General features: G+C 70.0%; 24 protein-coding genes and 1 pseudogene. 12 read left to right on the forward strand and 13 right to left on the reverse strand.

Translation table 11 applies throughout. The annotated features are described in order from the left end of the window. Window positions 1-26: 26 nt before the first annotated feature. Complete coding sequence (locus G3I56_RS21745) at window positions 27-1,334, reverse strand: aldolase/citrate lyase family protein (protein WP_164411410.1); 1,308 nt, start codon at window positions 1,332-1,334, stop codon at window positions 27-29. 191 nt (window positions 1,335-1,525) lie between these two features. Between G3I56_RS21745 and G3I56_RS21750 the strand changes: the two genes are divergently transcribed. Further along, on the forward strand, window positions 1,526-2,431 hold the full coding sequence (locus G3I56_RS21750; protein WP_164411412.1) for an endonuclease/exonuclease/phosphatase family protein: 906 nt from the start codon (window positions 1,526-1,528) through the stop codon (window positions 2,429-2,431). 57 nt (window positions 2,432-2,488) lie between these two features. Here G3I56_RS21750 and G3I56_RS21755 read toward each other — a convergent pair whose 3' ends face one another. The 4 genes from G3I56_RS21755 to G3I56_RS21770 all read right to left on the reverse strand — a co-directional run bounded on the left by G3I56_RS21755 (window position 2,489) and on the right by G3I56_RS21770 (window position 5,723). Continuing rightward, window positions 2,489-3,451, reverse strand: coding sequence for an electron transfer flavoprotein subunit alpha/FixB family protein (locus tag G3I56_RS21755; protein ID WP_164411414.1), 963 nt, complete (start codon window positions 3,449-3,451; stop codon window positions 2,489-2,491). Between the two features lie 75 nt (window positions 3,452-3,526). Beyond that, window positions 3,527-4,312, reverse strand: a complete 786-nt coding sequence (locus G3I56_RS21760) for an electron transfer flavoprotein subunit beta/FixA family protein (protein WP_164411416.1) — start codon at window positions 4,310-4,312, stop codon at window positions 3,527-3,529. A gap of 246 nt (window positions 4,313-4,558) precedes the next feature. Next, window positions 4,559-5,077, reverse strand: coding sequence for a flavin reductase family protein (locus tag G3I56_RS21765; protein ID WP_164411418.1), 519 nt, complete (start codon window positions 5,075-5,077; stop codon window positions 4,559-4,561). Between the two features lie 232 nt (window positions 5,078-5,309). Then, window positions 5,310-5,723, reverse strand: a complete 414-nt coding sequence (locus tag G3I56_RS21770) for a thioredoxin family protein (protein WP_164411420.1) — start codon at window positions 5,721-5,723, stop codon at window positions 5,310-5,312. 75 nt (window positions 5,724-5,798) lie between these two features. Between G3I56_RS21770 and G3I56_RS21775 the strand changes: the two genes are divergently transcribed. Then, window positions 5,799-6,215: a DUF4395 domain-containing protein gene (locus tag G3I56_RS21775; RefSeq protein WP_164411422.1), complete on the forward strand. Its 417-nt coding sequence runs from the start codon at window positions 5,799-5,801 to the stop codon at window positions 6,213-6,215. 190 nt (window positions 6,216-6,405) lie between these two features. After that, window positions 6,406-7,134, forward strand: coding sequence for a lysophospholipid acyltransferase family protein (locus G3I56_RS21780; RefSeq protein ID WP_164411424.1), 729 nt, complete (start codon window positions 6,406-6,408; stop codon window positions 7,132-7,134). Window positions 7,135-7,258: 124 nt separating this feature from the next. Here the strand turns inward: G3I56_RS21780 and G3I56_RS21785 are convergent, their stop codons facing one another. The 5 genes from G3I56_RS21785 to G3I56_RS21805 all read right to left on the reverse strand — a co-directional run bounded on the left by G3I56_RS21785 (window position 7,259) and on the right by G3I56_RS21805 (window position 11,895). Next, window positions 7,259-7,951, reverse strand: a complete 693-nt coding sequence (locus G3I56_RS21785) for a phenylalanine--tRNA ligase beta subunit-related protein (RefSeq protein ID WP_164411425.1) — start codon at window positions 7,949-7,951, stop codon at window positions 7,259-7,261. Window positions 7,952-7,959: 8 nt separating this feature from the next. Beyond that, complete coding sequence (locus G3I56_RS21790) at window positions 7,960-8,553, reverse strand: transglutaminase family protein (RefSeq protein WP_164411427.1); 594 nt, start codon at window positions 8,551-8,553, stop codon at window positions 7,960-7,962. An 80-nt stretch (window positions 8,554-8,633) separates the two neighbouring features. Beyond that, window positions 8,634-9,704, reverse strand: coding sequence for a low specificity L-threonine aldolase (locus tag G3I56_RS21795; protein WP_164411429.1), 1,071 nt, complete (start codon window positions 9,702-9,704; stop codon window positions 8,634-8,636). Further along, window positions 9,701-10,456, reverse strand: coding sequence for an SDR family NAD(P)-dependent oxidoreductase (locus tag G3I56_RS21800; protein ID WP_164411431.1), 756 nt, complete (start codon window positions 10,454-10,456; stop codon window positions 9,701-9,703). Before G3I56_RS21800 ends, G3I56_RS21795 begins: the two co-directional genes overlap by 4 nt. Window positions 10,457-10,497: 41 nt before the next feature. Further along, entirely contained in the window at window positions 10,498-11,895 is a 1,398-nt protein-coding gene (locus tag G3I56_RS21805) for a DUF6421 family protein (protein ID WP_164411433.1), read from the reverse strand. Window positions 11,896-12,184: 289 nt separating this feature from the next. Between G3I56_RS21805 and G3I56_RS21810 the strand changes: the two genes are divergently transcribed. After that, the gene (locus tag G3I56_RS21810; protein ID WP_164411435.1) at window positions 12,185-12,868 is read left to right on the forward strand and encodes a glycerophosphodiester phosphodiesterase family protein; all 684 of its coding nucleotides are present in this window, start codon (window positions 12,185-12,187) and stop codon (window positions 12,866-12,868) included. A 34-nt stretch (window positions 12,869-12,902) separates the two neighbouring features. Here G3I56_RS21810 and G3I56_RS21815 read toward each other — a convergent pair whose 3' ends face one another. Beyond that, window positions 12,903-13,442, reverse strand: a complete 540-nt coding sequence (locus G3I56_RS21815) for a GNAT family N-acetyltransferase (protein WP_164411437.1) — start codon at window positions 13,440-13,442, stop codon at window positions 12,903-12,905. 94 nt (window positions 13,443-13,536) lie between these two features. Here G3I56_RS21815 and G3I56_RS21820 point away from each other — a divergent pair, with 94 nt between their 5' ends. The 5 genes from G3I56_RS21820 to G3I56_RS21840 all read left to right on the forward strand — a co-directional run bounded on the left by G3I56_RS21820 (window position 13,537) and on the right by G3I56_RS21840 (window position 17,132). Next, entirely contained in the window at window positions 13,537-13,929 is a 393-nt protein-coding gene (locus tag G3I56_RS21820) for a VOC family protein (protein WP_164411439.1), read from the forward strand. 150 nt (window positions 13,930-14,079) lie between these two features. After that, window positions 14,080-14,640, forward strand: a complete 561-nt coding sequence (locus tag G3I56_RS21825) for a DUF5134 domain-containing protein (protein WP_164411441.1) — start codon at window positions 14,080-14,082, stop codon at window positions 14,638-14,640. 102 nt (window positions 14,641-14,742) lie between these two features. After that, window positions 14,743-15,678, forward strand: coding sequence for a M56 family metallopeptidase (locus G3I56_RS21830; protein WP_164411444.1), 936 nt, complete (start codon window positions 14,743-14,745; stop codon window positions 15,676-15,678). Window positions 15,679-15,735: 57 nt separating this feature from the next. Then, window positions 15,736-16,422, forward strand: coding sequence for a phosphatase PAP2 family protein (locus G3I56_RS21835; protein ID WP_164411446.1), 687 nt, complete (start codon window positions 15,736-15,738; stop codon window positions 16,420-16,422). Window positions 16,423-16,442: 20 nt separating this feature from the next. After that, on the forward strand, window positions 16,443-17,132 hold the full coding sequence (locus G3I56_RS21840; protein WP_164411448.1) for an HAD family hydrolase: 690 nt from the start codon (window positions 16,443-16,445) through the stop codon (window positions 17,130-17,132). Between the two features lie 264 nt (window positions 17,133-17,396). Here G3I56_RS21840 and G3I56_RS21845 read toward each other — a convergent pair whose 3' ends face one another. After that, complete coding sequence (locus G3I56_RS21845; protein WP_164411450.1) at window positions 17,397-18,899, reverse strand: hypothetical protein; 1,503 nt, start codon at window positions 18,897-18,899, stop codon at window positions 17,397-17,399. A 211-nt stretch (window positions 18,900-19,110) separates the two neighbouring features. Between G3I56_RS21845 and G3I56_RS21850 the strand changes: the two genes are divergently transcribed. Continuing rightward, on the forward strand, window positions 19,111-19,767 hold the full coding sequence (locus G3I56_RS21850; protein WP_164411452.1) for a DUF305 domain-containing protein: 657 nt from the start codon (window positions 19,111-19,113) through the stop codon (window positions 19,765-19,767). A gap of 44 nt (window positions 19,768-19,811) precedes the next feature. Here G3I56_RS21850 and G3I56_RS21855 read toward each other — a convergent pair whose 3' ends face one another. Further along, complete coding sequence (locus tag G3I56_RS21855; protein ID WP_164411454.1) at window positions 19,812-20,285, reverse strand: DUF6214 family protein; 474 nt, start codon at window positions 20,283-20,285, stop codon at window positions 19,812-19,814. A 204-nt stretch (window positions 20,286-20,489) separates the two neighbouring features. On the opposite strand from G3I56_RS21855, the gene G3I56_RS21860 reads away from it, so the two are divergent. Both G3I56_RS21860 and G3I56_RS21865 read left to right on the forward strand, forming a co-directional pair. Next, entirely contained in the window at window positions 20,490-21,839 is a 1,350-nt protein-coding gene (locus G3I56_RS21860; protein ID WP_164411456.1) for an FAD-dependent oxidoreductase, read from the forward strand. Between the two features lie 97 nt (window positions 21,840-21,936). Further along, window positions 21,937-23,244, forward strand: a pseudogene (locus tag G3I56_RS21865) (nucleobase:cation symporter-2 family protein); the annotation flags it as partial. Window positions 23,245-23,288: the final 44 nt, after the last annotated feature.

A 23,288-nucleotide genomic window follows, 5' to 3' on the forward strand; every position in this document is an offset into this window, starting at 1 on the left:
CCATCGGCGCTGTTGTGACAAGGGAACTACCTGGGCGACGCCGTGAGGTCGGCCCGGCGCGGGCGTGCGAAGCCGTCGAGGTCGTCCCGGGTCAGGCCGGCCGTCGCCCGGGTCACCTCCGCGACGTCGAGGGCGCCGCAGTCCAGGCCGCGCAGCAGATAGCCGCTGAGGGCCTTGGCGGTGGCGGGCTCGTCCATGACGTCGCCGCCGGCGCGGTTGGCGTAGCGGGAGAGGCGGGCCGCGGCCTGTTCGTAGCCCTCGCGGTAGAAAGCGAAGACGGCCGCGTAACGGGTCGGGATGTGCCGGGGGTGCATGTCCCAGCCCTGGTAGTAGGCGCGGGCCAGGGCGCGGCGGGTGAGGCCGTAGTGCAGCCGCCAGGCCGCGTGGACCTGCTCGGTCGGGCCGACCGGCAGGACGTTGGTGGAGCCGTCCGAGACACGTACGCCGGTGCCCGCCGCCGCGACCTGCATGATCGCCTTGGCGTGGTCGGCGGCCGGGTGGTCACTGGCCTGGTGGGCGGCGGAGACGCCGAGGCAGGCGCTGTAGTCGAAGGTGCCGTAGTGCAGCCCGGTGGCGCGGCCCTCGGCGGCCTGGATCATCCGGGCGACCGTGGCCGTGCCGTCGGTGGCGAGGATGGACTGGCTGGTCTCGATCTGGATCTCGAAGCCGATCCGGCCGGGCGTGAGGCCGCGCGCCTTCTCGAACTCCTCCAGCAGCCTCACCATGGCGGTGACCTGCTCGGCGTACGTCACCTTGGGCAGGGTGAGGACCAGCCCCGCGGGGAGTCCGCCGGCCTCCATCAGGCCGCTCAGGAAGATGTCGAGGGTCCTGATGCCCCGGTCGCGCACCGGCGCCTCCATGCACTTCATCCGGATACCCATGTACGGGGCTGCCGTGCCCTTCTCGTACGCCTCGGCGATCAGACGGGCCGCGCGGGCCGCCGCCCCGTCCTCCTCGGCGTCCGGGCGCGGGCCGTAGCCGTCCTCGAAGTCGACGCGCAGGTCTTCGATCGGCTCGAGTTCGAGTTTGGCGCGGACACGGTCGTGGACGGGTTCGGCGAGGTCGCCGGGCAGGCCCAGGACGGCGGCGAAGGAGGCGGCGTCCCGGGCGTGTTCGTCGAGCGCGGCGAGGGCCTGGTCGCCCCAGGAGCGGATGGTGTCGGCGGCGAACGCGTCCCCGGGGACGTACACGGTGTGCACGGGCTGGCGGGTGCCGGGGTCTCCGGGGTAGCGGCGCTCCAGCTCCGCGTCGACCGGGGCCAGGGAGGCGCTGATCCCCTCGCTGACGGCACCCGCGAGGCTCGTCACGACCTTCTCCTGCTTGCCCTGCCCCATTCCATGCCCTCCATTTTCCGCATTACGGAATCAATAATCCGCATAACGAAGCTAACTGTCGATCTTCGCTCCGGTCAACACCGTCTCGAAGTGGGATTCCCCATGACCCTTCCCTGGTCACTGCCGACCCGGCACCTTCTTCCGTATTAAGTGGGCAAGGTCCATCCTGACTCCGAAGGGGAGGAGATCGCGTGCCGAAAGAGGTCGGAGTGACGCGTCGCCAAGGACTCAAGTCCGTGGCGGTCGCCGCCGTCGCCGTGCCGTTCCTGACCACGGCGGGTTCGTCGAAACCGGCGTCGGCCGGCGAGCCCGCGGGCGCCCTGAACGTCATGACGTTCAATGTGCGCTTCGCGACCGTGGTCGACAAGACACCGAGCTGGGCCGTGCGCCGGCCGGTGATGCGGGAGCTGCTGCGACGCGAGCGCCCGCACATCATCGGAACCCAGGAGGGGCTCTACCAGCAGGTTCGCACGATCGAGAAGGATCTCGGCGGGCACTACGACTGGATCGGCACCGGCCGGGGCGGTGGCAGCAAGGACGAGTTCATGGCGATCTTCTACGACACCCGAAGACTCGAGCCGCTCGAGTTCGATCACTTCTGGCTGTCCGACACCCCGTACACGATCGCTTCCAACACCTGGAAGGCGGACTGGTTGCGCATGGTGACCTGGGTGAAATTCGCCGATCTCGCCGACGGGAGGCGGGAGTTCTACGTCCTCAACACCCATCTGGACAACGTCAGCCAGTACGCCCGGGAGCGCTCCGCGGGGCTCATCGGCAAGACGATCGCCGGGTGGGACCCGTCGGCGCCGGTGATCGTCACCGGCGACTTCAACTCGGCCGCCCACGAGAACCGGGTGTACGACCTGATGCTGGCGAACGGGCTCGTGGACACCTGGGACGCAGCGGCCTCCCGCGGCCCTCTGTACGGGACGCTCAACTCGTACCGGGCCCCCAAACCCGGCGGCAGGCGCATCGACTGGATCCTGACCTCACCGGGGGTGACCACGCACTCGGTGGCGATCAACACCTTCTCGGTGGACGGGATGTACGCGAGCGACCACCTGCCGGTGCAGGCCTCACTGACCCTGGGATGAGCCGATGCCCCCGCGACAGGTCGTGCGGTCGCGGGGGCATCGGACGGCTCAGGAGGCTCAGCCCTTGCGGGTGTTGATCTCCTCGGTGAGCTGCGGGACGACGTCGAAGAGGTCGCCGACGACGCCGTAGTCGACGAGGTCGAAGATCGGGGCCTCGGCGTCCTTGTTGACGGCCACGATGGTCTTCGAGGTCTGCATGCCGGCGCGGTGCTGGATGGCGCCGGAGATGCCGTTGGCGATGTAGAGCTGCGGCGAGACGGACTTGCCGGTCTGGCCGACCTGGTTGGTGTGCGGGTACCAGCCCGCGTCCACCGCGGCGCGCGAGGCGCCGACGGCAGCACCGAGGGAGTCGGCGAGCGCCTCGATGATCGGGAAGTTCTCGGCGCCGTTGACGCCACGGCCGCCGGAGACGACGATCGCGGCCTCGGTCAGCTCCGGGCGGCCGGTCGACTCGCGCGGGGTGCGCGCGGTGACCTTGGTGCCGGTGGCCTGGGCGGAGAAGGTGACGTCGAGGGCCTCGACGGCGCCGGCGGCCGGGGCGGCCTCCACGGGGGCGGAGTTCGGCTTGACCGTGATGACCGGGGTGCCCTTGGCGACACGGGTCTTGGTGGTGAAGGACGCGGCGAACGCGGACTGCGTGGCCACCGGGCCCTCGTCGCCGGCCTCGATGTCGGTGGCGTCGGTGATGATGCCGGAGCCGATGCGCAGCGCGAGGCGGGCGGCGATCTCCTTGCCCTCGGCGGAGGAGGGGACCAGCACGGCGGCCGGGGAGACGGCGGTGTACGCGGCCTGGAGGGCGTCGACCTTGGGGACGACCAGGTAGTCGGCGTACTCGGCGGCCTCGTGGGTGAGGACCTTGACGGCGCCGTGCTCGGCGAGCGCACCGGCGGTGGCGGCGGCACCGGCACCCAGGGCGACGGCGACCGGCTCGCCGATGCGGCGGGCCAGGGTCAGCAGCTCCAGGGTGGGTTTGCGGACGGCGCCGTCCACGTGATCGACGTAGACGAGAACTTCAGCCATGGGACTTCTACTCTCCTGCTTGCGGAAGATGAGGGGCGGTCTGCGGGACGGGGCTCAACGAGCCTCGAACGGGGCCTAGATGAACTTCTGGCCCGCGAGGAACTCGGCGAGCTGCTTGCCGCCCTCGCCCTCGTCCTTGACGATCGTGCCGGCCGTGCGCGCCGGGCGCTGGGTCGCGGAGTCGACCACGGAGTAGGCGCCCTCCAGACCGACCTCTTCGGCCTCCAGGCCGAGGTCGGACAGGTCCCAGGCCGCAACCGGCTTCTTCTTGGCGGCCATGATGCCCTTGAAGGACGGGTAGCGCGCCTCACCGGACTGGTCGGTGACCGACACGACAGCCGGGAGGGAGGCCTCCAGCTGCTCGGAGGCGGAGTCGCCGTCGCGGCGGCCCTTGACGACACCGTCCTCGACGGAGACGTCGGACAGCAGCGTGACCTGCGGGACGCCCAGACGCTCAGCGAGCAGCGCCGGTACGACGCCCATGGTGCCGTCGGTGGAGGCCATGCCCGAGATGACCAGGTCGAAGCCGGCCTTCTCGATCGCCTTGGCCAGTACCAGGGAGGTGCCGATGGCGTCGGTGCCGTGCAGGTCGTCGTCCTCGACGTGGATCGCCTTGTCGGCGCCCATCGACAGGGCCTTGCGCAGCGCGTCCTTGGCGTCCTCGGGGCCGACGGTCAGGACCGTGATCTCCGCGTCGTCGGCCTCGGCGGCGATCTGCAGCGCCTGCTCGACCGCGTACTCGTCGAGCTCCGAGAGCAGACCGTCCACGTCGTCACGGTCGACGGTCAGGTCATCGGCGAAGTGCCGGTCGCCAGTGGCGTCGGGCACGTACTTCACAGTGACAACGATCCTCAAGCTCACGCCGGCTCTCCTACTGCATCGTCTGTTCCGGGCTGCCTTCCTGCAGGCAGCATAGGCGCCTCAAAGCGGCAGATCCCGATGGGGGCGACCCGCGCTCCGAACGAAATATTACTCGCCAGTAGACCCACATCGCGCCCACTGAGCAAGCGCTTTGACGTGTGACCTTCGCAACGCAGCGTAACCGGAACCGAGCGGCCGCGCAGCATCGCCAAAATCACATTGTACCGATCGGTCGAACACCGTCGGTCAGTCCCGGAGCCCGTTGAAGCGGCCCTGGTGGTACAGAAGCGGCCGTCCGGAACCCGCGGGATCGCCCAGGACAACCTCGGCCAGCACGATCCGGTGGTCCCCGGCCGGCACGCGCGTGACGGTCCGGCACACCAGCCACGCCAGGACGCCGTCGAGGACGGGCACCCCCTCGGGACCCTCGCGCCAGGTGGTGGGCGCACCGAACCGGTCGGCGCCGCTGCGGGCGAAGGTCGCGGCCAGCTCGTGCTGGTGCTCGCCGAGTATGTGGACGCCGACGTGGTCGGCGCCGGATATCGCGGGCCAGCTGGAGGCGCCGGTGCTGATGCCGAAGGAGATGAGCGGGGGTTCGGCGGAGACGGAGGCGAGGGAGGTCGCGGTGAAGCCGACAGGACCGGCGCTTCCCCGGGCGGTGATCACCGCAACCCCTGCCGCGTGCTGCCGGAAGACGGAGCGCAGGAGGTCGGGAGAGGCGGGAACGATGGAGTGGGGAGTACCGAGAGCGGGCGTGGCCGTCATGGAGTTGTCCTTCTGCGGGAGGCGGTGAGCGGGGCGGTGGCTGCTCAACGGCCCGGACAGCGCGCGCTCGCGGTGCGCACGAGGTCCACATGGACGCGCGCGTGGAGAAGGAGTTCCGGAGGCATAGGGTCAGGCTGACGATAGATGGTGGGCGCAGTCAAGTGGCTTCCGGCATCTGGGAGATGCGTCACCGAACACACCATCAGCGGCGGTATCGGATACCCCGACGGCCTCAAACGGCCTCCCCCAGCGCCGCGATGACCTCTTCCTTGCGCGGCTGCCCGGTCGCCCGCCGCACGATCCGCCCGTCGGCGTCGAGCACCAGCACGGTGGGCGTCTTGAGGATGTCGAGCCTGCGTACGAGGTCCAGACGTGCCTCGGCGTCGATCTCGACGTGGGTGACGCCGGGGACGACGCCGGCCACCTCACCGAGGACGCGGCGGGTGGCCCGGCAGGGCGCGCAGAAGGCACTGGAGAACTGGACGAGCGTCGCCCGCTCGCCGAGGTCCTCGCCCAACTCGGCGGCGCCGAGGCGTTTTCCGTCGTCGCGCCCGCGCACGCGCACTCTCCCGCTCCGCCGCCGATGCAGCACTCCGAAGGCGCTCGCCGCCGCGAGCACCGCCACACACATCACGAATCCGGTCATCCTCGACTCCAGCGTTCATCAGACTGCAAAGATTCCCGCCTGCTCGAATCCTTTCTGTTGCGGAATGATCTCTTCATGGACATCGATGTGAGAGGGCCGCGCTTCGGGGCGGCAGTGACGACCGTCGTACTGGCCGTCGTACTGGTCACCGGAAGCGCATGGCTGCTGGCCTGGCAGACGCTGGCGTTCGCGCTGGGCGCGGCGGGCGGCGTCGGGCGCTCCCCGTACGGCTTGCTGTTCCGCAGGGCCGTCCGTCCGCGGCTCGGGCCGCCGACGGAGTTCGAGGCGCCCGAGCCGCCGCGGTTCGCGCAGGCGGTCGGACTCGTCTTCGCGGGCGTGGGGCTCGCCGGGTACGCGCTGGGTGTGGAGTGGCTGGGGCTCGCGGCGACCGGCGCGGCACTGGCGGCGGCGTTTTTGAACGCCGCGTTCGGGTACTGCCTGGGGTGCGAGATGTACCTCGTCGTACGACGGGTGACGGTACGCGCGGAGTAAAGGCGGTTTAAAAGCCCGAGGTGGATCAAGGGGTTACGTGACGATTATCTCGCCCGGCACAGGCACGAGGGCTGGCCACTCGTCCGTTCTTGGGGCACGATCTGCGCAAAGCTGTAAAACCTACGGCTGCGTAACTTCCCGCCGGGAACCGCCTTCCCAGGGAGAGCAGAGAGAAGGGTCATCCCCGTCCATGGCTGAGCTCGTCTACCGTCCCGTCATCGGTCTCGCCCAGACATTGTTCAAGGCCTGGGACCTGAAGATCGACCTCAAGGGATCGGAGAACATCCCGCGCTCCGGCGGTGCGGTACTGGTGAGCAACCACATCGGCTACCTGGACTTCATCTTCGACGGTCTCGCGGCTCTCCCGCAGAAGCGTCTGGTGCGTTTCATGGCCAAGGAGTCCGTGTTCCGGCACAAGGTCTCCGGCCCGCTGATGCGCAGCATGAAGCACATCCCGGTGGACCGCAAGAACGGCGAGGCGGCATACGCGCACGCTCTGGACGCGCTGCGCTCCGGCGAGATCGTGGGCGTCTTCCCCGAAGCCACGATCTCGCAGTCGTTCACGCTGAAGAGCTTCAAGTCCGGCGCCGCGCGGATGGCGCAGGAGGCGGGCGTCCCGCTGATCCCGATCGCCGTGTGGGGCACACAGCGCCTGTGGACCAAGGGGCATCCGCGCAACTTCAAGCGCAGCCACATCCCGGTCACGATCCGGGTCGGCGAGGCCATCGAGGCGTCCCGCGACAAGTACGCCGGTGCCCTCACGCGGCAGGTGCGCGAGCGCGTGAATGAGCTTCTGGAGGCGGCTCAGCGGGCGTACCCGGTTCGCCCCAAGGGGCCGGACGACACCTGGTGGATGCCGGCGCACCTCGGCGGGACGGCTCCTACGCCGGAAGAGGTTCGGGAGACCGAGGCGAGCTGAGGTTTTTCGGGGGGGGCGCGTAGTTCGTTCGCCGCAAGCCGGTGAGGGCTTGTCGCGCCCACGCGGCGGAGGCGCAGATCAAATACAGCCCCGCGCCCCTATGGGGCGCCCCTGGCCCCCAGTCTCACTCCGCGGCCCTGACCGTGAGCCTCGCCCCTGGGCTGAACTTCTCCAGCAGTTCGGCGAGTTCGGCACCGGCAGCCTCCGCCTCCGCGGCCGTCATCGGGGACAGGCACTCCAGAAGGAAGATCGCGGACGTGGACTCCTCGGTGAGCCTCGTGCGCGGGCCCTGGCGCCAGTTCCAGCGGCGGCACGTCACGCCCGCGTCGTCGCACCACACGACCTCACCGGCGTCGGGGTGCTCCACGGTCTCCTCGCCCCCGGCCACGGTCACGAACTCCTCGGCGCCGGTGGCGCGTACGAGCCGCATCCCGCCCTGGACGCGGTCGAGGTCCTCGCCCCCGACCGGGACCAGGTGCGCCACGCTGATCGCGTTGTAGAGGTCGACCAGGACGTTGATGCGGGGCAGGCCGGCATCCGTCAGGGCCCGCTTGGCGAGCGCCTCGGCCGAGTTGCGGGTGCGCGACGGCTTGGAGCCGAACGCCGTGTACGTGTCCCGCCAGGCGGCCATGTGCGGGTCCTCGTGCGGGGCCCGGCCGTCAAGGCGTACGGCGAGCCGGCGGGCCGCGTCGTCCAGGAGCGCCGAACTGGCGTCGGTGCTGGGTCCGTTGACGAGTCCGTGGGCCTCGATCGCGACGTGGGTGAAGCCGGGTGCGAGCGTGCGCACCTCGTCGGACACGGTCAGGGTGAGTGTCATCGCCTGCCTCAGAGTGCGGTGGGGAGCGTCTTCCAGAGATACGGCCTGTCGGGTGCGGCCTTCAGCACGTCCAGCACGACCGGATGAGGTTCAGCGTACAGTACCGGATAGTCCACCTCATTGGACTTTACGTCCGGGATCCACGCCAGTCGCTCACCATTGAGGGAGAACCGCGCGTCCACGCCCGCCTTGTTGCCCCGCGGGTCCTGACGATGCCAGGCGCCGTTGAACCGTACGGCGATCAGGCCGTGCACCACATGACCACTCCCGTCGTCGTGCGCCAGCCGCTGATAGCACAGCGCCGTGGGGATGTCCTCGGCGCGCAGCAGCGCGGTCACCGCGTGCGCCTTGGCGTGACATATGCCGGTGCGCTGCTCCAGGACGGCGGAGGCCCGCCAGGTGACTCGCGGGTCACCGCTGTCGGCGGAGTGCGGGATGGTGTCGCGCACGAACTCGTACGCCGCCCGCGCATAGGCATACGAGTCCGCCGCACCCTCGGCGAGCCGCGCGGCGGTCTCCCGTACCAGCGGGTGATGGTGGTCGATGACCTCGTCGGCCGCCAGGTACGCGGACAGGTCGGGGGTGTTCTGGATCAGCTCCATGGGCCGAGAGCATAGAAAAGCGATCACCCAATAGTCAATGATTTTTCAGGTGACCGCATATCTATGCATCAGAGGGGGTGTTAGCGCGCCATCTCCTCCTTCAGCGCAGCCACGAACGCGTCCACGTCGTCCTCGGTCGTGTCGAACGCGCACATCCAGCGGACGTCGCCCGCGGTCTCGTCCCAGAAGTAGAAGCGGAAGCGCTTCTGCAGGCGTTCGCTCACGTCGTGCGGAAGGCGGGCGAAGACCGCGTTCGCCTGGACCGGGTAGAGGATCTCGACCCCGTGCACGGCCCGCACGCCCTCTGCCAGCCGCTGCGCCATCGCGTTGGAGTGGCGGGCGTTGCGCAGCCACAGGTCCTTGGCGAGGAGCGCCTCCAACTGCACAGACACGAAGCGCATCTTGGAGGCGAGCTGCATGGACAGCTTGCGCAGGTGCTTCATGTGGCTGACGGCGTCCTGGTTGATGACGACGACCGCCTCGCCGAACAGCGCGCCGTTCTTCGTCGCGCCGAGGGAGAGGATGTCGACGCCGGCCGCGTTGGTGAACGTCCGCATCGGAACGTCCAGCGAGGCCGCCGCGTTGGCTATGCGGGAGCCGTCCAGGTGGACCTTCATGCCGTGCGCGTGGGCGTGGTCGCAGATCGCGCGGATCTCGTCCGGGGTGTAGAGAGTGCCCAGTTCCGTGCTCTGGGTGATCGAGACGACCTGCGGCATCGCGCGGTGCTCGTCGTCCCAGCCGTACGCCTGCCGGTCGATCAGGTCGGGGGTCAGCTTGCCGTCGGGGGTGGGCACCGTGAGCAGCTTGAGGCCGCCCATGCGTTCGGGGGCGCCGCCCTCGTCGACGTTGATGTGCGCGCTCTCGGCGCAGATCACTGCGCCCCAGCGGTCGGTGACCGCCTGCAGTGCGACGACGTTCGCCCCGGTGCCGTTGAAGACGGGGAACGCCTCCGCCGTGGCCCCGAAGTGGCTGCGGACGAGCCGCTGGAGGTTCTCCGTGTAGTCGTCCTCGCCGTACGCGACCTGATGCCCGCCGTTGGCCAGGGCCAGGGCGGCGAGCACCTCGGGGTGGACCCCCGCGTAGTTGTCGCTGGCGAAGCCTCGGGCCTCCGGGTCGTGATGACGGCGCGCGTCGGTCTTCGGAGGGTTCACGGCTTCTCGGTCAGCCACAGACGTTTCCCGTTCACTTCGGCGGCGGGCCGCTCCCAGACGCCGACGATGGCCTCGGCCAGCTCCTTGACGTCGGTGAAACCCGCGAACTTCGCGTTGGGCCGCTCGGCGCGCATCGCGTCGTGCACCAACGCCTTCACGACCAGGATCGCAGCCGCCGACGTCGGCCCCTCCGCGCCCTCCGCCGCCCCGGCCTTGCGGAAGTAGTCGCCCATGGCGAGCGTCCACGCCTCGGCGGCGGCCTTGGCGGCGGAGTACGCGGCGTTGCCCGCGGTGGGGCTGCTCGCACCGGCGGCGCTGGTCAGGACGTACCGGCCGCGGTCGCTGCGCTGGAGCGCCTCGTGGAAGGCGAGGGAGGTGTGCTGCACGGTGCGGATGAGCAGCAGTTCCAGCAGGTCCCAGTCGTCGAGGACCGTCTTGGTGAAGGTCTCGCTGCCGCGCCAGCCGCCGACGAGGTGGACCAGGCCGTCGACGCGCCCGAAGTCCTTCTCGATACGGGTGGCCCAGTCCCGGGTCGACTGGAGATCGAGCAGGTCGACGGTGTCACCGACGACGGTGGCACCCCCGTACGCGTAGCTCGCCGCGTCCACGGCCTCCGCGAGCCGCTCCGGGTCGTTGTCCGAGCCGACGACGGTCGCGCCCGACTCGGCGAGCCTGAGCAGCGTGGCCCGGCCGGCCGGGCCACCGGCGCCCGCGACCGCGATCACCGCACCGCTGAGAGCACCGTTGTGCATGTTCATCGCCTCCTGAGCAGTCTTTTCGGTGGCGCGGTCGCTCACGCGGCGATCCGCTCGGCGCTCTCCGCGGTGATCCCCCTGGTGGAGGCGATCACGTTCTTCAGCTTCTTGGAGAGGGCCTCATAGAACATGCTCAGCGGAAACTCGTCCGGAAGCACGTCGTCCACGAGCTTGCGCGGCGGCTGGCTCAGGTCGAGGGCGTCGGGGCCCTTGGCCCAGCGGGAGCCCGGGTGCGGCGCGAGATATACGGAGACCAGCTCGTACGCCTTGAACCAGTGGACCAGCTTGGGCCGGTCGATGCCCTCGCGGTACAGGGCCTCGATCTCGGCGCAGAGCTGGTTGGTGACCTGCGGGGCGCGCTGCCAGTCGATGTGCAGCTTGTTGTCGGTCCAGCGGATCACGTCGTGCTGGTGCAGGTACGCGAAGAGGAGCTGGCCGCCGAGGCCGTCGTAGTTGCGGACGCGCTCGCCGGTGACCGGGAAGCGGAACATACGGTCGAACAGCACCGCGAACTGCACGTCACGAGCCTGCGGGACGCCTTCCGCCTCCAGCTTCACGGCCTCCTTGAAGGCGGTGAGGTCGCAGCGCAGCTCCTCCAGGCCGTACATCCAGAACGGCTGGCGCTGCTTGATCATGAAGGGGTCGAAGGGCAGGTCGCCGTGGCTGTGGGTGCGGTCGTGGACCATGTCCCACAGGACGAACGCCTCTTCGCAGCGCTTCTGGTCGTGGACCATCGCGGCGACGTCGGCGGGCAGTTCGAGGCCGAGGATGTCGACGGCGGCGTCGGTGACACGGCGGAAACGGGCGGCTTCGCGGTCGCAGAAGATTCCGCCCCAGGTGAATCGTTCCGGCGCCTCGCGCACGGCGATGGTCTCCGGGAAGAGGACGGCCGAGTTGGTGTCGTACCCGGCCGTGAAGTCCTCGAAGGTGATGCCGCAGAACAGCGGGTTGTCGTAACGCGTGCGCTCCAGCTCGGCCAGCCAGTCGGGCCAGACCATGCGCAGGACGACCGCTTCGACGTTGCGGTCGGGGTTGCCGTTCTGCGTGTACATCGGGAAGACGACCAGGTGCTGGAGGCCGTCCGCGCGGCTCGCGGCTGGTTGGAAGGCCAGCAGCGAGTCCAGGAAGTCCGGCACCCGGAAACCGCTGTCGGACCAGCGGCGCAGATCCTTGGCGAGAGCCTGGTGGTAGTCGGTGTCGTGCGGAAGCAGCGGTGAGAGTTCCGCGACGGCGTCCACGATCCGGCGTACCGCGAGATCGACGTCCGCGTGGTCCGGGGCGTCCTCCCGGTCGAAGTCGATCGACCCGTCCTTGGCCTGCCATGGCCGGATCTGCTCCACGGCACCCTTGAGCACGGGCCATGCCGGGTGCTCCACCACCCTGCCGAGCGCGGAAAAACGCTCGTCCGGAACCGCCTGCACAAGAATTTCCGTCATGCCCCATCCTCCACGGGAGAACCTCACGTCAAGACACCGTATGTGTACGAGGTTCCCGAACACAAGGCGAGACAGGAGAGATTATCCTGCGCACCCCCATGGTCACCGCGTTTTTTCCTGCCGGAAACCTTGAGGACGGTGACTTCCCTACCCGACAGCACCCCTTTCACACCCCGTCCGAAATCACTGTTTCCGGCCATCCGTTCCGGCGCGTCCGTACGGGTTCAATGCCGGGCCGGGCGGTTAGGCTGCGGCAGCCGAGCCGCCAGTAGACGGAAGCGAGTCGACCTTGAACTTCCTGACCATCGGGCACCGCGGAATCATGGGCGTGGAGCCCGAGAACACCCTGCGTTCGTTCGTCGCCGCCGAACAGGCGGGCCTCGACATGATCGAACTCGATCTGCGTCTCAGCAGGGACGGCACCCTCGTCGTCATGCACGACGCCGACCTGGACCGCACGACCGACGGCACCGGGCCCGTCGCCGACAGGACCCTCGCCGAACTGCGTGCCCTGGACGCCGGCCGTGACGAGCGCGTCCCGCTCTTCGAAGAGGTCCTGGACGCCGTCGGCGTACCGCTCCAGGCCGAGATCAAGGACATGACGGCGGCCCGGGCGCTGGCCGAGGTGATGGAGCGCCGGGAGCTGACCGAACGGGTCGAGGTGTCCTCGTTCCACGAGGACGCGCTCACCGAGATCACCCGCCTGGTGCCCGGGGTACGCACAGCGCTCATCGCCGGCCGCTACGGCACCGACGTCGTGGACCGCGCCACCCGTGCCGGCGCCTCGACCGTGTGCCTCGACATCCGGCGCCTCACTCTGGAGATCGTCGAACTGGCGAGGAAGTCGGACCTGCGGATCATCGGCTGGGTGGTGAACACCCAGGACCACCTGCGCCTCGTACGCGCCCTGCAACTGGACGGCGCGACCACCGACTACCCGCAGATCAAACGCACGGGGCGCTTCACCGCGTAGCCGGCCCGTCGGCGATCACGCCAGTCACACCTGTTCACACCAGTTCCTTGACCAGCAGCTCGAACTGCAGATCGTCACGCTGTGGCACGCCGAACCGCTCGTCGCCGTACGGGAAGGGGCTCATCTCTCCCGTACGGCGGTAGCCGCGCCGCTCGTACCAGGCGATCAGGTCGTTCCGTACGGAGATCACGGTCATGTGCATCGCCCGCGCCCCCCAGGTCTCGCGCGCTGCGCGCTCCGCCTCGGCGATGATCACCTTACCGAGGCCGGCGCCCTGGAGGGCCGGGCTGACCGCGAACATGCCGAAGTAGGCGTGGTCGCCCCGGTGTTCGAGCTGGCAGCAGGCGACGACCCGGCCGTCCTGTTCGACGGTCAGGAGCCGGCTGTCGGCGGCCTTGATGACGTCGAGTACACCCTGCGCGTCGCTCCGCTGCCCTTCGAGGATGTCCGCCTCGGTGGTCCAGCCGGCCCGGCTGGAGTCTCCCCGGTACGCCGACTCGATCAGCGCGACGAGGACGTCGACGTCGGCCTCGGCGGCGTCACGGAAGGTGGGTCCGGTGGCTGCGGTTTCCATGGCGGCGGTTCTCCGGGTGCTCGGGGTGCTCCTACGGCGCGGGCACCGACGATCGTAACGCCCGTCGCGGGCGGGCCCACTAGGCTCCGGTTGCATGGTGCATGTACTGAGCGGCCGGGTTCTCCTCCATCCCCTCGACCCGGAGCGCTCCCGGGTCTTCTACGGCGAGCACCTGGGGCTCGCCGTCCACCGCGAGTTCGGTACGGGACCGGAGCGGGGCACGGTCTACTTCCTCGGCGGCGGGTTCCTCGAGCTCTCGGGGCGGGCCGAGGAGCCCCCGTCTCCGTCCGTACGGCTGTGGCTGCAGGTGGCGGACGTGAAGGCCGCGCACGACGAACTGGCGTCCCGGGGCGTCGAGATCCTCCGGCCTCCGGTGAAGGAGCCGTGGGGGCTCGTCGAGATGTGGATCGCGGACCCGGACGGCACGCGGATCGTGCTGGTGGAGGTACCGGCGGACCATCCGCTGCGGTACCGGCCCGGTATCTGACGCCCGCCCGGTGCCGAGGCCGGGATGAACGGCCTCACCTGCGGTGCTCCGGCCCACGCTCCCCCCGCGTACACCCTTGCGCTCGTATGCGCACCGCCCTGCGCGGGCATCCCTCCAGCGGAGGTCTCGGGGGTCCAGGGGGAGGTGCGTGTGCACGGTCCGGTTTCACCCGGGTGGCTGCTGGTCGCGCTGTGCGCGGCGACCGGGGCGTACTGCCTGCTGCGGATGCGCAGCACCGTGGAGGAACAGCGCCGGGCCGCGGGCGCCGAGGCGCTGATGGGCTTCGGCATGGCCGCGATGGCCGTGCCCGCCGCCGTGCTCACCCCGCCGCGCTGGGCCTGGCTGGTGTACACGGCCGTTTTCGGTGCCGCGGCGCTGCGCGCCCTGTGGGCGGCCCGCACCGGGCCGCACCATCTGCACCATCTGATGGGCGCGTCCGCCATGGCCTACATGGCTGCCGTGATGGCCGCCTCCCCCGGTCACCACCACGGGTCCGGCGGCTCCGGAGTCCCCTTGCTGACGACGACGCTGCTCCTCTACTTCACCGGGTACGTGCTGCTGTCCGGCGCCCGGCTGGCGTCCGTTCCCGTCCTGGCCGTCGGCGGCGGGGTCCGGACGGGCTCGCTCGGCTGGGGCGACCGGCCCGAACTGGCGCGCGCCTGCCGACTGTCGATGGGCATCGCGACGGTCGCCATGCTGATCACGCTCTGACTCTCCGCTCTCGGGCTCCCTGACTGTACGAAACCGTGGTCTGCGTCACTTTGCCGCGACGGACCGTAGGTCCGAGCGCCGCCCCGCTCATAGGCTGCACCCATGATGGTCCCCGCGGCACTGTTGCTGCTCGGCGCGCTGACCGCCGTCGTCGCCCCGCGGCTGCTCGCCCGCGCGGACTGGCCGGACCGCGAACCGGTGGTCGCCCTGTGGGTGTGGCAGTGCGTGGTGGCCGCCGTACTGATGTGCTGCGCGCTGTCGATGACGCTGAGCGCAGCGGCTGCCTGGCAAGCCGTGCGCGGCCATGTGTTCGCCCCGGCTCCGCACGAGGTCGTGGAAGCCTACGTCCTCGGCGCCTCCCGTCCCTGGGCCGCGACGACCGCCGTGGCGCTCGCCTGCGGCGGGCTGTGGACCGCGGCGATGCTCGTCCGTGAGGTCGTACGGGCGCGCGGGCGGCGCAGGCTGCGGCGTACCGAACTCCTGGTCCGCGCACCGCTGTTGCCCGGCGAGGAGCCGGGCCCGGACCGGCTCGTGGTCCTGGAGGGCGAGCGCGCCGACGCCTGGTGGCTGCCCGGCACGACGCCCGGACTCGTCGTCACCACGGCCGCGTTGCGCCGCCTCAAGGGACGTCAGCTGGACGCCGTGCTCGCCCACGAGCAGGGGCACGCGCGGGCCCGCCACGACTGGCTGCTGCACTGCTCGGGCGCGCTGGCCAACGGGTTTCCGCAGGTGCCGGTCTTCGCCTCGTTCCGCGACGAGATGCACCGACTGGTGGAACTCGCCGCCGACGACATGGCCTCCCGTCGCTTCGGCCGCCTGACGACCGCTCTCGCCCTGGTCGAACTCAACGAGGACCGGGGCGTGTTCGGTCCGTCCCCGACCCCGCAGGCCCATGTCCCGCTGCGCGTCCACCGGTTGCTGGCCGCACCGGACCGGCTGACGGCGGGCCGAAGACTGCGGCTGACGGCGGCTGCGGCCCTCGTTCCGGTGATTCCGGTACTGGTGGCGTTCGCGCCGGGGCTGCGGGCTCTCGGGTAGCGCGCAACCGTACGTCTCGGTTGGCCTCCCGCCCGGGGCGTCGGCGAGGATCGCATCATGCGCACCTCCCGCCTCGTCCCCCGGCTCCGGCGCCCGGTCCCGTGCCCGGCGGTCCGGGTCATCGCCGCCCTGGCCCTCGCCTCCGTGCTGCTGCTGACCCTGGTCGCGGTGGACTGGCACCCGCTGGTCACCCTCGACGGTGACATCGCGCGCGCCACCCATCGCTGGGCGGTCGACGAACCCGGGCTCACGCACGCCTTCCGGATCCTGACGGACTGGGTGTGGGACCCGCTGACGATGCGCCTGCTGGTCGCGGCCGTGACGGTGTGGCTGGTGTGGCGGCACTCTGCGTGGCCGCTCGCGCTGTGGCTGGTGGTCGCCTGTGCGCTGGGCACGGTGCTCCAGCAGGGTCTGAAGGCGGCTGTCGGCCGCGCCCGTCCCGTCTGGCCCGACCCCGTCGACTCCGCCCACTACGCGGCCTTCCCCTCCGGCCACGCCATGACCGCCACGGTGGTGGGCGGCCTCCTGCTGTGGCTGCTGCGCCGGTACGGCGCCGGACGCGTCGTGTGGCGTACGGCGGTCGGCGTGACGGTGGTCTCGGCCGTGGGCGTCGGTCTGACCCGCATCTGGCTCGGCGTCCACTGGCCGTCGGACGTGCTCGGCGGATGGCTCCTCGGGGCGCTCGTGGTGGCACTGACGGTGGTGTCGTACGAGCGGTTCGAGCGGAGGCCTGAGCGGCACTGACCCCGGGTAGGGTCCAGCGCATGGCTGCCGTGCTGTTCGACTTCTCCGGGACCCTCTTCCGTATCGAGTCCACCGAGGCCTGGCTGCGCGCCGTACTCGCCGAGCGCGGTCTCGCCCTGTCCGAGCCGGAGTTGGCGGTGTCGGCGCAGGCGCTGGAGGCGGCTGGGGCGCTGCCGGGCGGGGCCTCTCCGGAGCGGCTGCCGGAGGAGCTGGCCGCCGTGTGGGGGATCCGTGACGAGAGCGCCGAGTTCCACCGGGCCGCGTACACCGGGGTCGCCCGACAGGTGCCGCTTCCCGACCCGGGGTTGTACGACGCGTTGTACGAGCGGCACATGACTCCGGCCGCGTGGACCCCGTACGCCGATGCGGTCGAGGTGCTGGGCGCGCTGCGGGCGCGCGGGATCCCCGTCGGGGTGGTGAGCAACATCGGCTGGGATCTGCGTCCGGTCTTCCGGGAGCACGGGCTGGACCCGTACGTCGACGCCTACGTCCTGTCGTACGAGCACGGCATCCAGAAGCCGGACCCGCGGCTGTTCAAGGTGGCCTGCGACGCTCTCGGTGTCGTCCCGCACGATGTGCTCATGGTCGGCGACGACCGGCGCGCGGACGGGGGCGCGGCGGCCCTGGGGTGCGCGGTGCACTTCGTGGACCATCTGCCGCTGTCGCGAAGGCCGGACGGACTGCGGCCGGTGCTGGATCTGATCGGCTGAGACCGCGCTCCGGGACGGGCACGCCTGTCTGAGGTGATCCCCCGCGTCACCCCAGACAGGCGGGCCGCCCGAAACCGCCCGCACGGGGCCGCTCCGGCCGCGTCGACACCTGCCAACTGACAAAATGTCAACGCGGAAGTAACAGCATCTCCCCACGCGGCGCCTCGGTCAATGAGGAATCGCGGCGGTGTTTCCCGGGACATGCGCGTCCTGCTGGACACCGAGGTGCCCAGCAGGACGCGCGTCAAGGGTTCGCCGGCGACGTCAGTCGAAGTAGTCCGGCTGCGTCTGGACGTTGAGCTCGCGCACGCGGACCTTCTTGGCCGGATCCGTGCGCCGGTCGTCGAGCTTCAGGACGTCGAAGCCCTTGGCGATGTCGTTCGAGTAGATGTAGCCGTTGTAGTAGTACGCCGACCAGGGGCCGGCGGTCGTGACGCGGTCGGTGGTCACCGGGCCGCGCTCGAAGTAGGCGATCTCTTTGGGCTTCGCGGAGTTGGTGAAGTCCCAGACGGAGACACCGCCCTGGTACCAGGCCTGGACCATGATGTCCTTGCCCTTGACAGGGATCAGCGAGCCGTTGTGGGCCACGCAGACCTCGGTGTCCGCCTGGTAGCGGGGGATCTTGAAGTAGCTCTTGAAGACGAGCTTGCGCTTGTCGCCCTTGCCAACGATGTCGTAGATGCCGTCGGCCCCGCGGTTCGGCCCGATCTGCGCGTTGCAGGTGGCAGCGCCGCCGCCGCCCAACTCATCGGTGAAGACGACCTTGTTGGCCTTCTGGTTGAAGGTCGCCGAGTGCCAGAACGCGAAGTTGACGTTGTCCTGGACCCGGTCGATGACCTTCGGGTGCTCCGGGTCCTTGATGGAGAACAGGATGCCGTCGCCCATGCAGGCGCCCGCCGCGAGGTCCTTGGAGGGCAGCACGGTGATGTCGTGGCAGCCGGTGGTCTTGGAGACGCCCGGGTTGGTGGGCGAGCCGGGGTTGCCGCCGCCGTCGGGGCCCTCACCGGGGAACAGCACCGGGAAGCCGACAACTGCCGCCTTCTCGGGGGCTTTTCGCGGCACCTTGATGATCGAGATGCCGTCGTGCGGCGGCTGGCAGTCGGGGAAGGCGGCGCTCGGCGAGTACGAGGAGACGTACACATAGACGTTCTTGCGCTCGGGCACCAGGGTGTTGGTGTGCGAGCCGCAGGCGGTCTCCACGGCGGCGACGTACTTCGGGTTCGCCTTGTCCGTGATGTCGAAGATCTTCATGCCCTCCCACGACGACTTCTCGGTCGCGGGCTGCGAGACGCTGTTGCAACTGCTGTCGTTGCGCGAGGAGTCGGTGGACAGGAAGAGCAGGTTCCCGGAGACGGAGATGTCGTTCTGTCCGCCGGGGCACAGCACCTGGGCGACGGTCTTCGGGGCCTTCGGGTTGCTGATGTCGAAGACGCGGAAGCCGTCGTAGTTGCCGGAGAAGGCGTACTTCCCCTGGAAGGCGAGGTCCGAGTTGGTACCGGGCAGCGCGTCCTTGGGGATGTTGGTGAGGTGCGTGATGTTGTCGGAGTGGACGATCTCGTCCACCCCGGGTATCTCACCCTCGGCCAGGGCTTCCTTGACCTGGGTCTGCACGCTCTTGGAGATCTTCTCCGGCACCGTCGGCCCGTCCCCCGGGTCGGGGGTCGCGGCTGCGGGGCCCGCGGTCAGCAGCGCGGCCAGGAGTCCGGCCGCCGCAGCGGCAACTCCCAGGCGTCTGTGCCGCGTTCGGGGATCGTTTAACAGGGTCACTGCATCCTCCCTGGTCGCCGTTCGGGTCAGAACGGTTCACGGTCCTCAGAAGTATCGTCTTCATCATGCACCGATCAACAGTAGGCAACGCACTCGTAATGAAAGTTTCTGATCACCAGCGAATGGAAGCGTGCTAGGACGGACACAGCACTCACGAGGTGCACCTGTTCTCACGAGGTGTCCGTCAACCCACCTGACACTGGAGGTCGTTGTGCCCGTCCGTCGCGCGTCCCGCACCTTTGGCCCGGCCCTGGCCGTGCTCGCGCTCACCCTCGCGCTCGGTGCCTGCGACTCGGACCCGTCCCCCGACGCGGACGCCGGGTCCGTGAAGGCGACCGGGCCCTCGGTGATCGCGCCCGGCCTGCCCGGCGAGGCCGCCCGGACACTCTCTCCGGAGGAGGCCAAGGCGGAACTGCCGGACGACTCGCCCAACTCGGCGGACATCTCGTACGCCCGCAGGATGATCGAGCACCACGCGCAGGCGATCGAGATCACCGAACTCGTGCCGAAACGCGCCGAGTCGGCACCCGTGAAGCTGCTGGCTGAGCGCATCGCCGCCGCGCAGAGGCCCGAAATCGCCGCGATGCAGGGCTGGTTGAAGGACAGCGGCAGCGACGCCAAGTCCAGTGGGCACGCCCACGAGGCGATGCCCGGCATGGCGACCGGTGCTCAGCTGGCCAACTTGCGCGCGGCGAAGGGGAAGGCGTTCGACGAGCTGTTCCTGACCTTGATGATCACGCACCACGAGGGGGCCGTCACCATGGCCACCGAGGTGAAGGGGCAGGGCAACAACGTCCGGATCGAGGAGATGGCCGACGACGTGATCGCTCAGCAGACGGCCGAGATCAACAGGATGCGCGGAATGTAGTCCCCACATGCCGAGTTGAGCGTTCCTCCCGTGAAATGCCTTGCTCAGCGCCGAGCATGACGAGGTGTCAGGAACCCCGCGTCGCGGGCCTGCGAGATCAACCTGAGGGATCGGCGTCGACTGTGCCCGGTCGCGCACATCACGGCGAGAACGGGGTCGGCGCCCTCCTCCTGGGCCGCCCGGTACTCCTCGGAGACCAGCCACCGCCCCTCGATGCCACGCGGCCAGGCGGGCCGGGCGCGACGAGGGCGCAGCCCCACCTCTGCCTCCTCGACTGTCGTGGGCCCGTCGCCGCACGCCTCGAAGAGCGGCCCCTCGATCCAGTCCGCGAGCGCCGTCAGATCGTCGAGCGACAGCGCCGGCTGCGCCCGTACGTCCTCGATGGAGACGCCCGCCTCACCGACCACGGCGAGTACGTCGACGTGAGCACCGTCGGCGAAGGCGAGCCGGACGTCGAACCATGCCGTCGTCGCCGAGCCCTCGTGCTCCTGTACCTCCCAGGCGGGCCGTACCGACACCGCGCCCTCCGTCGGGCAGCGACCGGAAAGATTAAGAAAGGATGCTTCTAGCACATACGGAACGTAACCGCATCATCACATTCCATACGAACGGACACGCGCGCCCGGCCCGCCCCGCACCCTGTCAGCGCAGCTCCGGGAGTGCGATCCTGAAGGTGTCAGCAACAGGGAGTTCCGCAGCGTCCCGCAGTGAGGGGTTCCGCCGTGTTGCGTGTCGCCGTCGTGGGTTCGGGTCCGAGCGGGGTCTACACCGCACAGAGCCTGGTCCAGCAGGATCCGGAGGTGCTGGTCGACGTCCTCGACCGGCTGCCTGCGCCGTACGGACTGGTGCGGTACGGCGTGGCGCCGGACCACGAGAAGATCAAGTCGCTGCAGAACAACCTGCGCGCGGTCCTGGAGCACGACCGGGTGCGTTTCCTCGGCGGTGTGCGGATCGGCTGCGGCCCCGGCGAGCTGCCGGGCGCCCAGCTGCGAGAGCTGTACCACGCGGTGGTGTACTGCGTGGGCGCCGCCACCGACCGCCACCTGGGGATTCCCCGCGAGGAACTGCCGGGCAGCTGGTCGGCGACACAGTTCGTCTCCTGGTACAGCGCCCATCCGGACGCCGTCGACGACGGCTTCGTCCGTGGGGCGCGCTCCGCCGTGGTCATCGGTGTCGGGAACGTGGCGGTGGACGTGGCCCGGATGCTGGCGCGCGGCCCGGCCGAGCTGAGCCCCACCGACATACCGCAGGCGGCGCTCACCGCACTGACAGCGAGCCGGGTGACCGACATCCACATGGTGGGCCGGCGCGGCCCCTCGCAGGCCCGCTTCACCACCAAGGAGTTGCGTGAACTGGGCTCCTTGCCGGACACCCAGGTCATCGTGGACGAGGCCGAGCTGGCGCTCGATCCGGCGTACGCCGACCCGTCCGCCCTGCCAGCCGCGCAGCGCCGCAACGTGGAGGCACTGCGCGGCTGGGCAGCCGCGCCCCCCTCGGGCGCCGCCCGCCAGATCCGGCTGCGTTTCTTCTGCCGCCCGGTCGAGCTGCTCGCCGCCGGGGGCCGGGTGGGTGCGGTGCGTTTCGAGCGGACGGAGCCGGACGGGACCGGCGGCGTGCGAGGCACAGGCCAGTACGAGGACATCGAGGCGCAGCTCGTGCTCCGCTCGGTCGGCTATCGCGGGGTTCCGCTCGACGGGCTGCCGTTCGACGCGGCCCGCGGCACGGTTCCGCATCTCGCGGGCCGCGTCCTGCGCGACGGCAGCCCCTCCCTGGGCGAGTACGTGGCCGGCTGGATCAAGCGCGGCCCGACCGGTGTCATCGGCACCAACCGCCCCTGTGCCAAGGAGACGGCGACCTCCCTGCTCGCGGACGCCGACGTACTCGTACGGCGGGAGAGGCCCGAGGACCCGCTGACGATACTGCGCGCGGAGGGCTTCCGGCCGGTCGGCTGGGCGGGCTGGCAGGCGATCGAACGGGCCGAGGCGGAACTGGGCGCCACGCTGGGGCGGGGTGTCGTGAAGCTCCCCGACTGGGACTCGTTGCTGGCGGCGGCACGGAACACGGACGTCTGACCTGGTCCTGGCGGCGTCAGAAGCACCCGTGCATCCCGTCGACGAGGTCCCACCCGTACGCCGGCTCGCCGCCTTCGGACTCCAGCACGTGCTCGCGATGTACGCGGGGGCCGTGGCCGTGCCTCTGATCGTCGGCGGCGCGATGAAGCTGTCGCCCGCCGATCTGGCGTATCTGATCACTGCGGACCTGCTGGTCTGCGGTATCGCGACCCTCATCCAGTGCGTGGGTTTCTGGCGCTTCGGTGTACGGCTGCCGATCATGCAGGGGTGCACCTTCGCGGCCGTGTCGCCGATGGTCCTCATCGGTACGACGGACGGCGGGCTCCCCGCGATCTACGGTTCGGTGATCGTCGCGGACCTCGCGATCGTCCTGCTCGCGCCGGTCTTCGGGCGGTTGCTGAGCTTCTTCCCGCCGCTGGTGACCGGCACCGTGATCCTGATCATCGGTCTCTCGCTGCTGCCCGTGGCGGGCAACTGGGCGGCCGGCAGGGTGGGTTCGGCGAAGTTCGGTGAGCCGAAGAACCTGGCGCTGGCCGCGTTCGTGCTGGCCGTGGCGCTCGGCGTGCAGCGGTTCGCGCCGGTGCTCCTGAGCCGGATCGCGGTGCTGATCGGAATCGCGGTGGGGCTGGCCGTGGCGATTCCCTTCGGCTTCACGGACTTCGACGGGGTAGGGGACGCGGACTGGGCCGGCATCAGTACGCCGTTCCACTTCGGGGCTCCCACCTTCGAGGCGTCGGCGATCATCTCCATGCTGGTGGTGGCGCTGGTGACGATGACCGAGACGACCGGGGACCTGATCGCGGTCGGCGAGATGACCGGCCGGAGGATCGAGCCTCGCTCCCTCGCCGACGGACTGCGGGCCGACGGCTTGTCCACCGTCCTCGGCGGCGTCTTCAACACCTTCCCGTACACGGCGTACGCGCAGAACGTCGGCCTCGTCGGGATGACCCGGGTGCGCAGCCGCTGGGTCGTGGAGACCGCCGGCGGCATCCTCGTACTGCTGGGCCTGCTGCCCAAGCTGGGCGCGGTGGTCGCGGCCGTACCGGCGCCGGTGCTGGGCGGCGCGGGCCTGGTGATGTTCGGGACGGTCGCCGCGAGCGGGGTGCGCACGCTGGCCCGGGTCGAGTTCGGGGACAACCACAACCTGACGGTCGTGGCGGTCTCGGTGGCCGTGGGCATGCTGCCGGTCGGCGTGCCGACGGTGTACGCGAAGTTCCCGGACTGGTTCAAGGCGGTGATGAACAGCGGCATCAGCGCGGGCTGCCTGACGGCGATCGTGCTGAACCTGCTCTTCAACCACCTTGTGGGGAAGGGCGGTTCAGCCGGTGACGACTCGGCCGATACGGTCGGCCTGGCGGGCGGCGGCGAACAGGGCGCTGTCGAGAAGCCCCGGGAAGGGGGCGTCCAGGTCGTCCCGGCACAGGCCGTTCATCTCGGGCACTCCGACAA

Source organism: Streptomyces sp. SID12488, assembly GCF_010548275.1.
Taxonomy (GTDB): domain Bacteria; phylum Actinomycetota; class Actinomycetes; order Streptomycetales; family Streptomycetaceae; genus Streptomyces.

Bases quoted from the DNA above. Each gene is read 5' to 3' on its own strand.
- G3I56_RS21745 (WP_164411410.1), bottom strand. From the start codon at position 1,334: ATGGGGCAGGGCAAGCAGGAGAAGGTCGTGACGAGCCTCGCGGGTGCC.
- G3I56_RS21755 (WP_164411414.1), bottom strand. From the start codon at position 3,451: ATGGCTGAAGTTCTCGTCTACGTCGATCACGTGGACGGCGCCGTCCGC.
- G3I56_RS21765 (WP_164411418.1), bottom strand. From the start codon at position 5,077: ATGACGGCCACGCCCGCTCTCGGTACTCCCCACTCCATCGTTCCCGCC.
- G3I56_RS21770 (WP_164411420.1), bottom strand. From the start codon at position 5,723: ATGACCGGATTCGTGATGTGTGTGGCGGTGCTCGCGGCGGCGAGCGCC.
- G3I56_RS21775 (WP_164411422.1), top strand. From the start codon at position 5,799: ATGGACATCGATGTGAGAGGGCCGCGCTTCGGGGCGGCAGTGACGACC.
- G3I56_RS21780 (WP_164411424.1), top strand. From the start codon at position 6,406: ATGGCTGAGCTCGTCTACCGTCCCGTCATCGGTCTCGCCCAGACATTG.
- G3I56_RS21785 (WP_164411425.1), bottom strand. From the start codon at position 7,951: ATGACACTCACCCTGACCGTGTCCGACGAGGTGCGCACGCTCGCACCC.
- G3I56_RS21790 (WP_164411427.1), bottom strand. From the start codon at position 8,553: ATGGAGCTGATCCAGAACACCCCCGACCTGTCCGCGTACCTGGCGGCC.
- G3I56_RS21800 (WP_164411431.1), bottom strand. From the start codon at position 10,456: ATGCACAACGGTGCTCTCAGCGGTGCGGTGATCGCGGTCGCGGGCGCC.
- G3I56_RS21805 (WP_164411433.1), bottom strand. From the start codon at position 11,895: ATGACGGAAATTCTTGTGCAGGCGGTTCCGGACGAGCGTTTTTCCGCG.
- G3I56_RS21815 (WP_164411437.1), bottom strand. From the start codon at position 13,442: ATGGAAACCGCAGCCACCGGACCCACCTTCCGTGACGCCGCCGAGGCC.
- G3I56_RS21820 (WP_164411439.1), top strand. From the start codon at position 13,537: ATGGTGCATGTACTGAGCGGCCGGGTTCTCCTCCATCCCCTCGACCCG.
- G3I56_RS21830 (WP_164411444.1), top strand. From the start codon at position 14,743: ATGATGGTCCCCGCGGCACTGTTGCTGCTCGGCGCGCTGACCGCCGTC.
- G3I56_RS21835 (WP_164411446.1), top strand. From the start codon at position 15,736: ATGCGCACCTCCCGCCTCGTCCCCCGGCTCCGGCGCCCGGTCCCGTGC.
- G3I56_RS21840 (WP_164411448.1), top strand. From the start codon at position 16,443: ATGGCTGCCGTGCTGTTCGACTTCTCCGGGACCCTCTTCCGTATCGAG.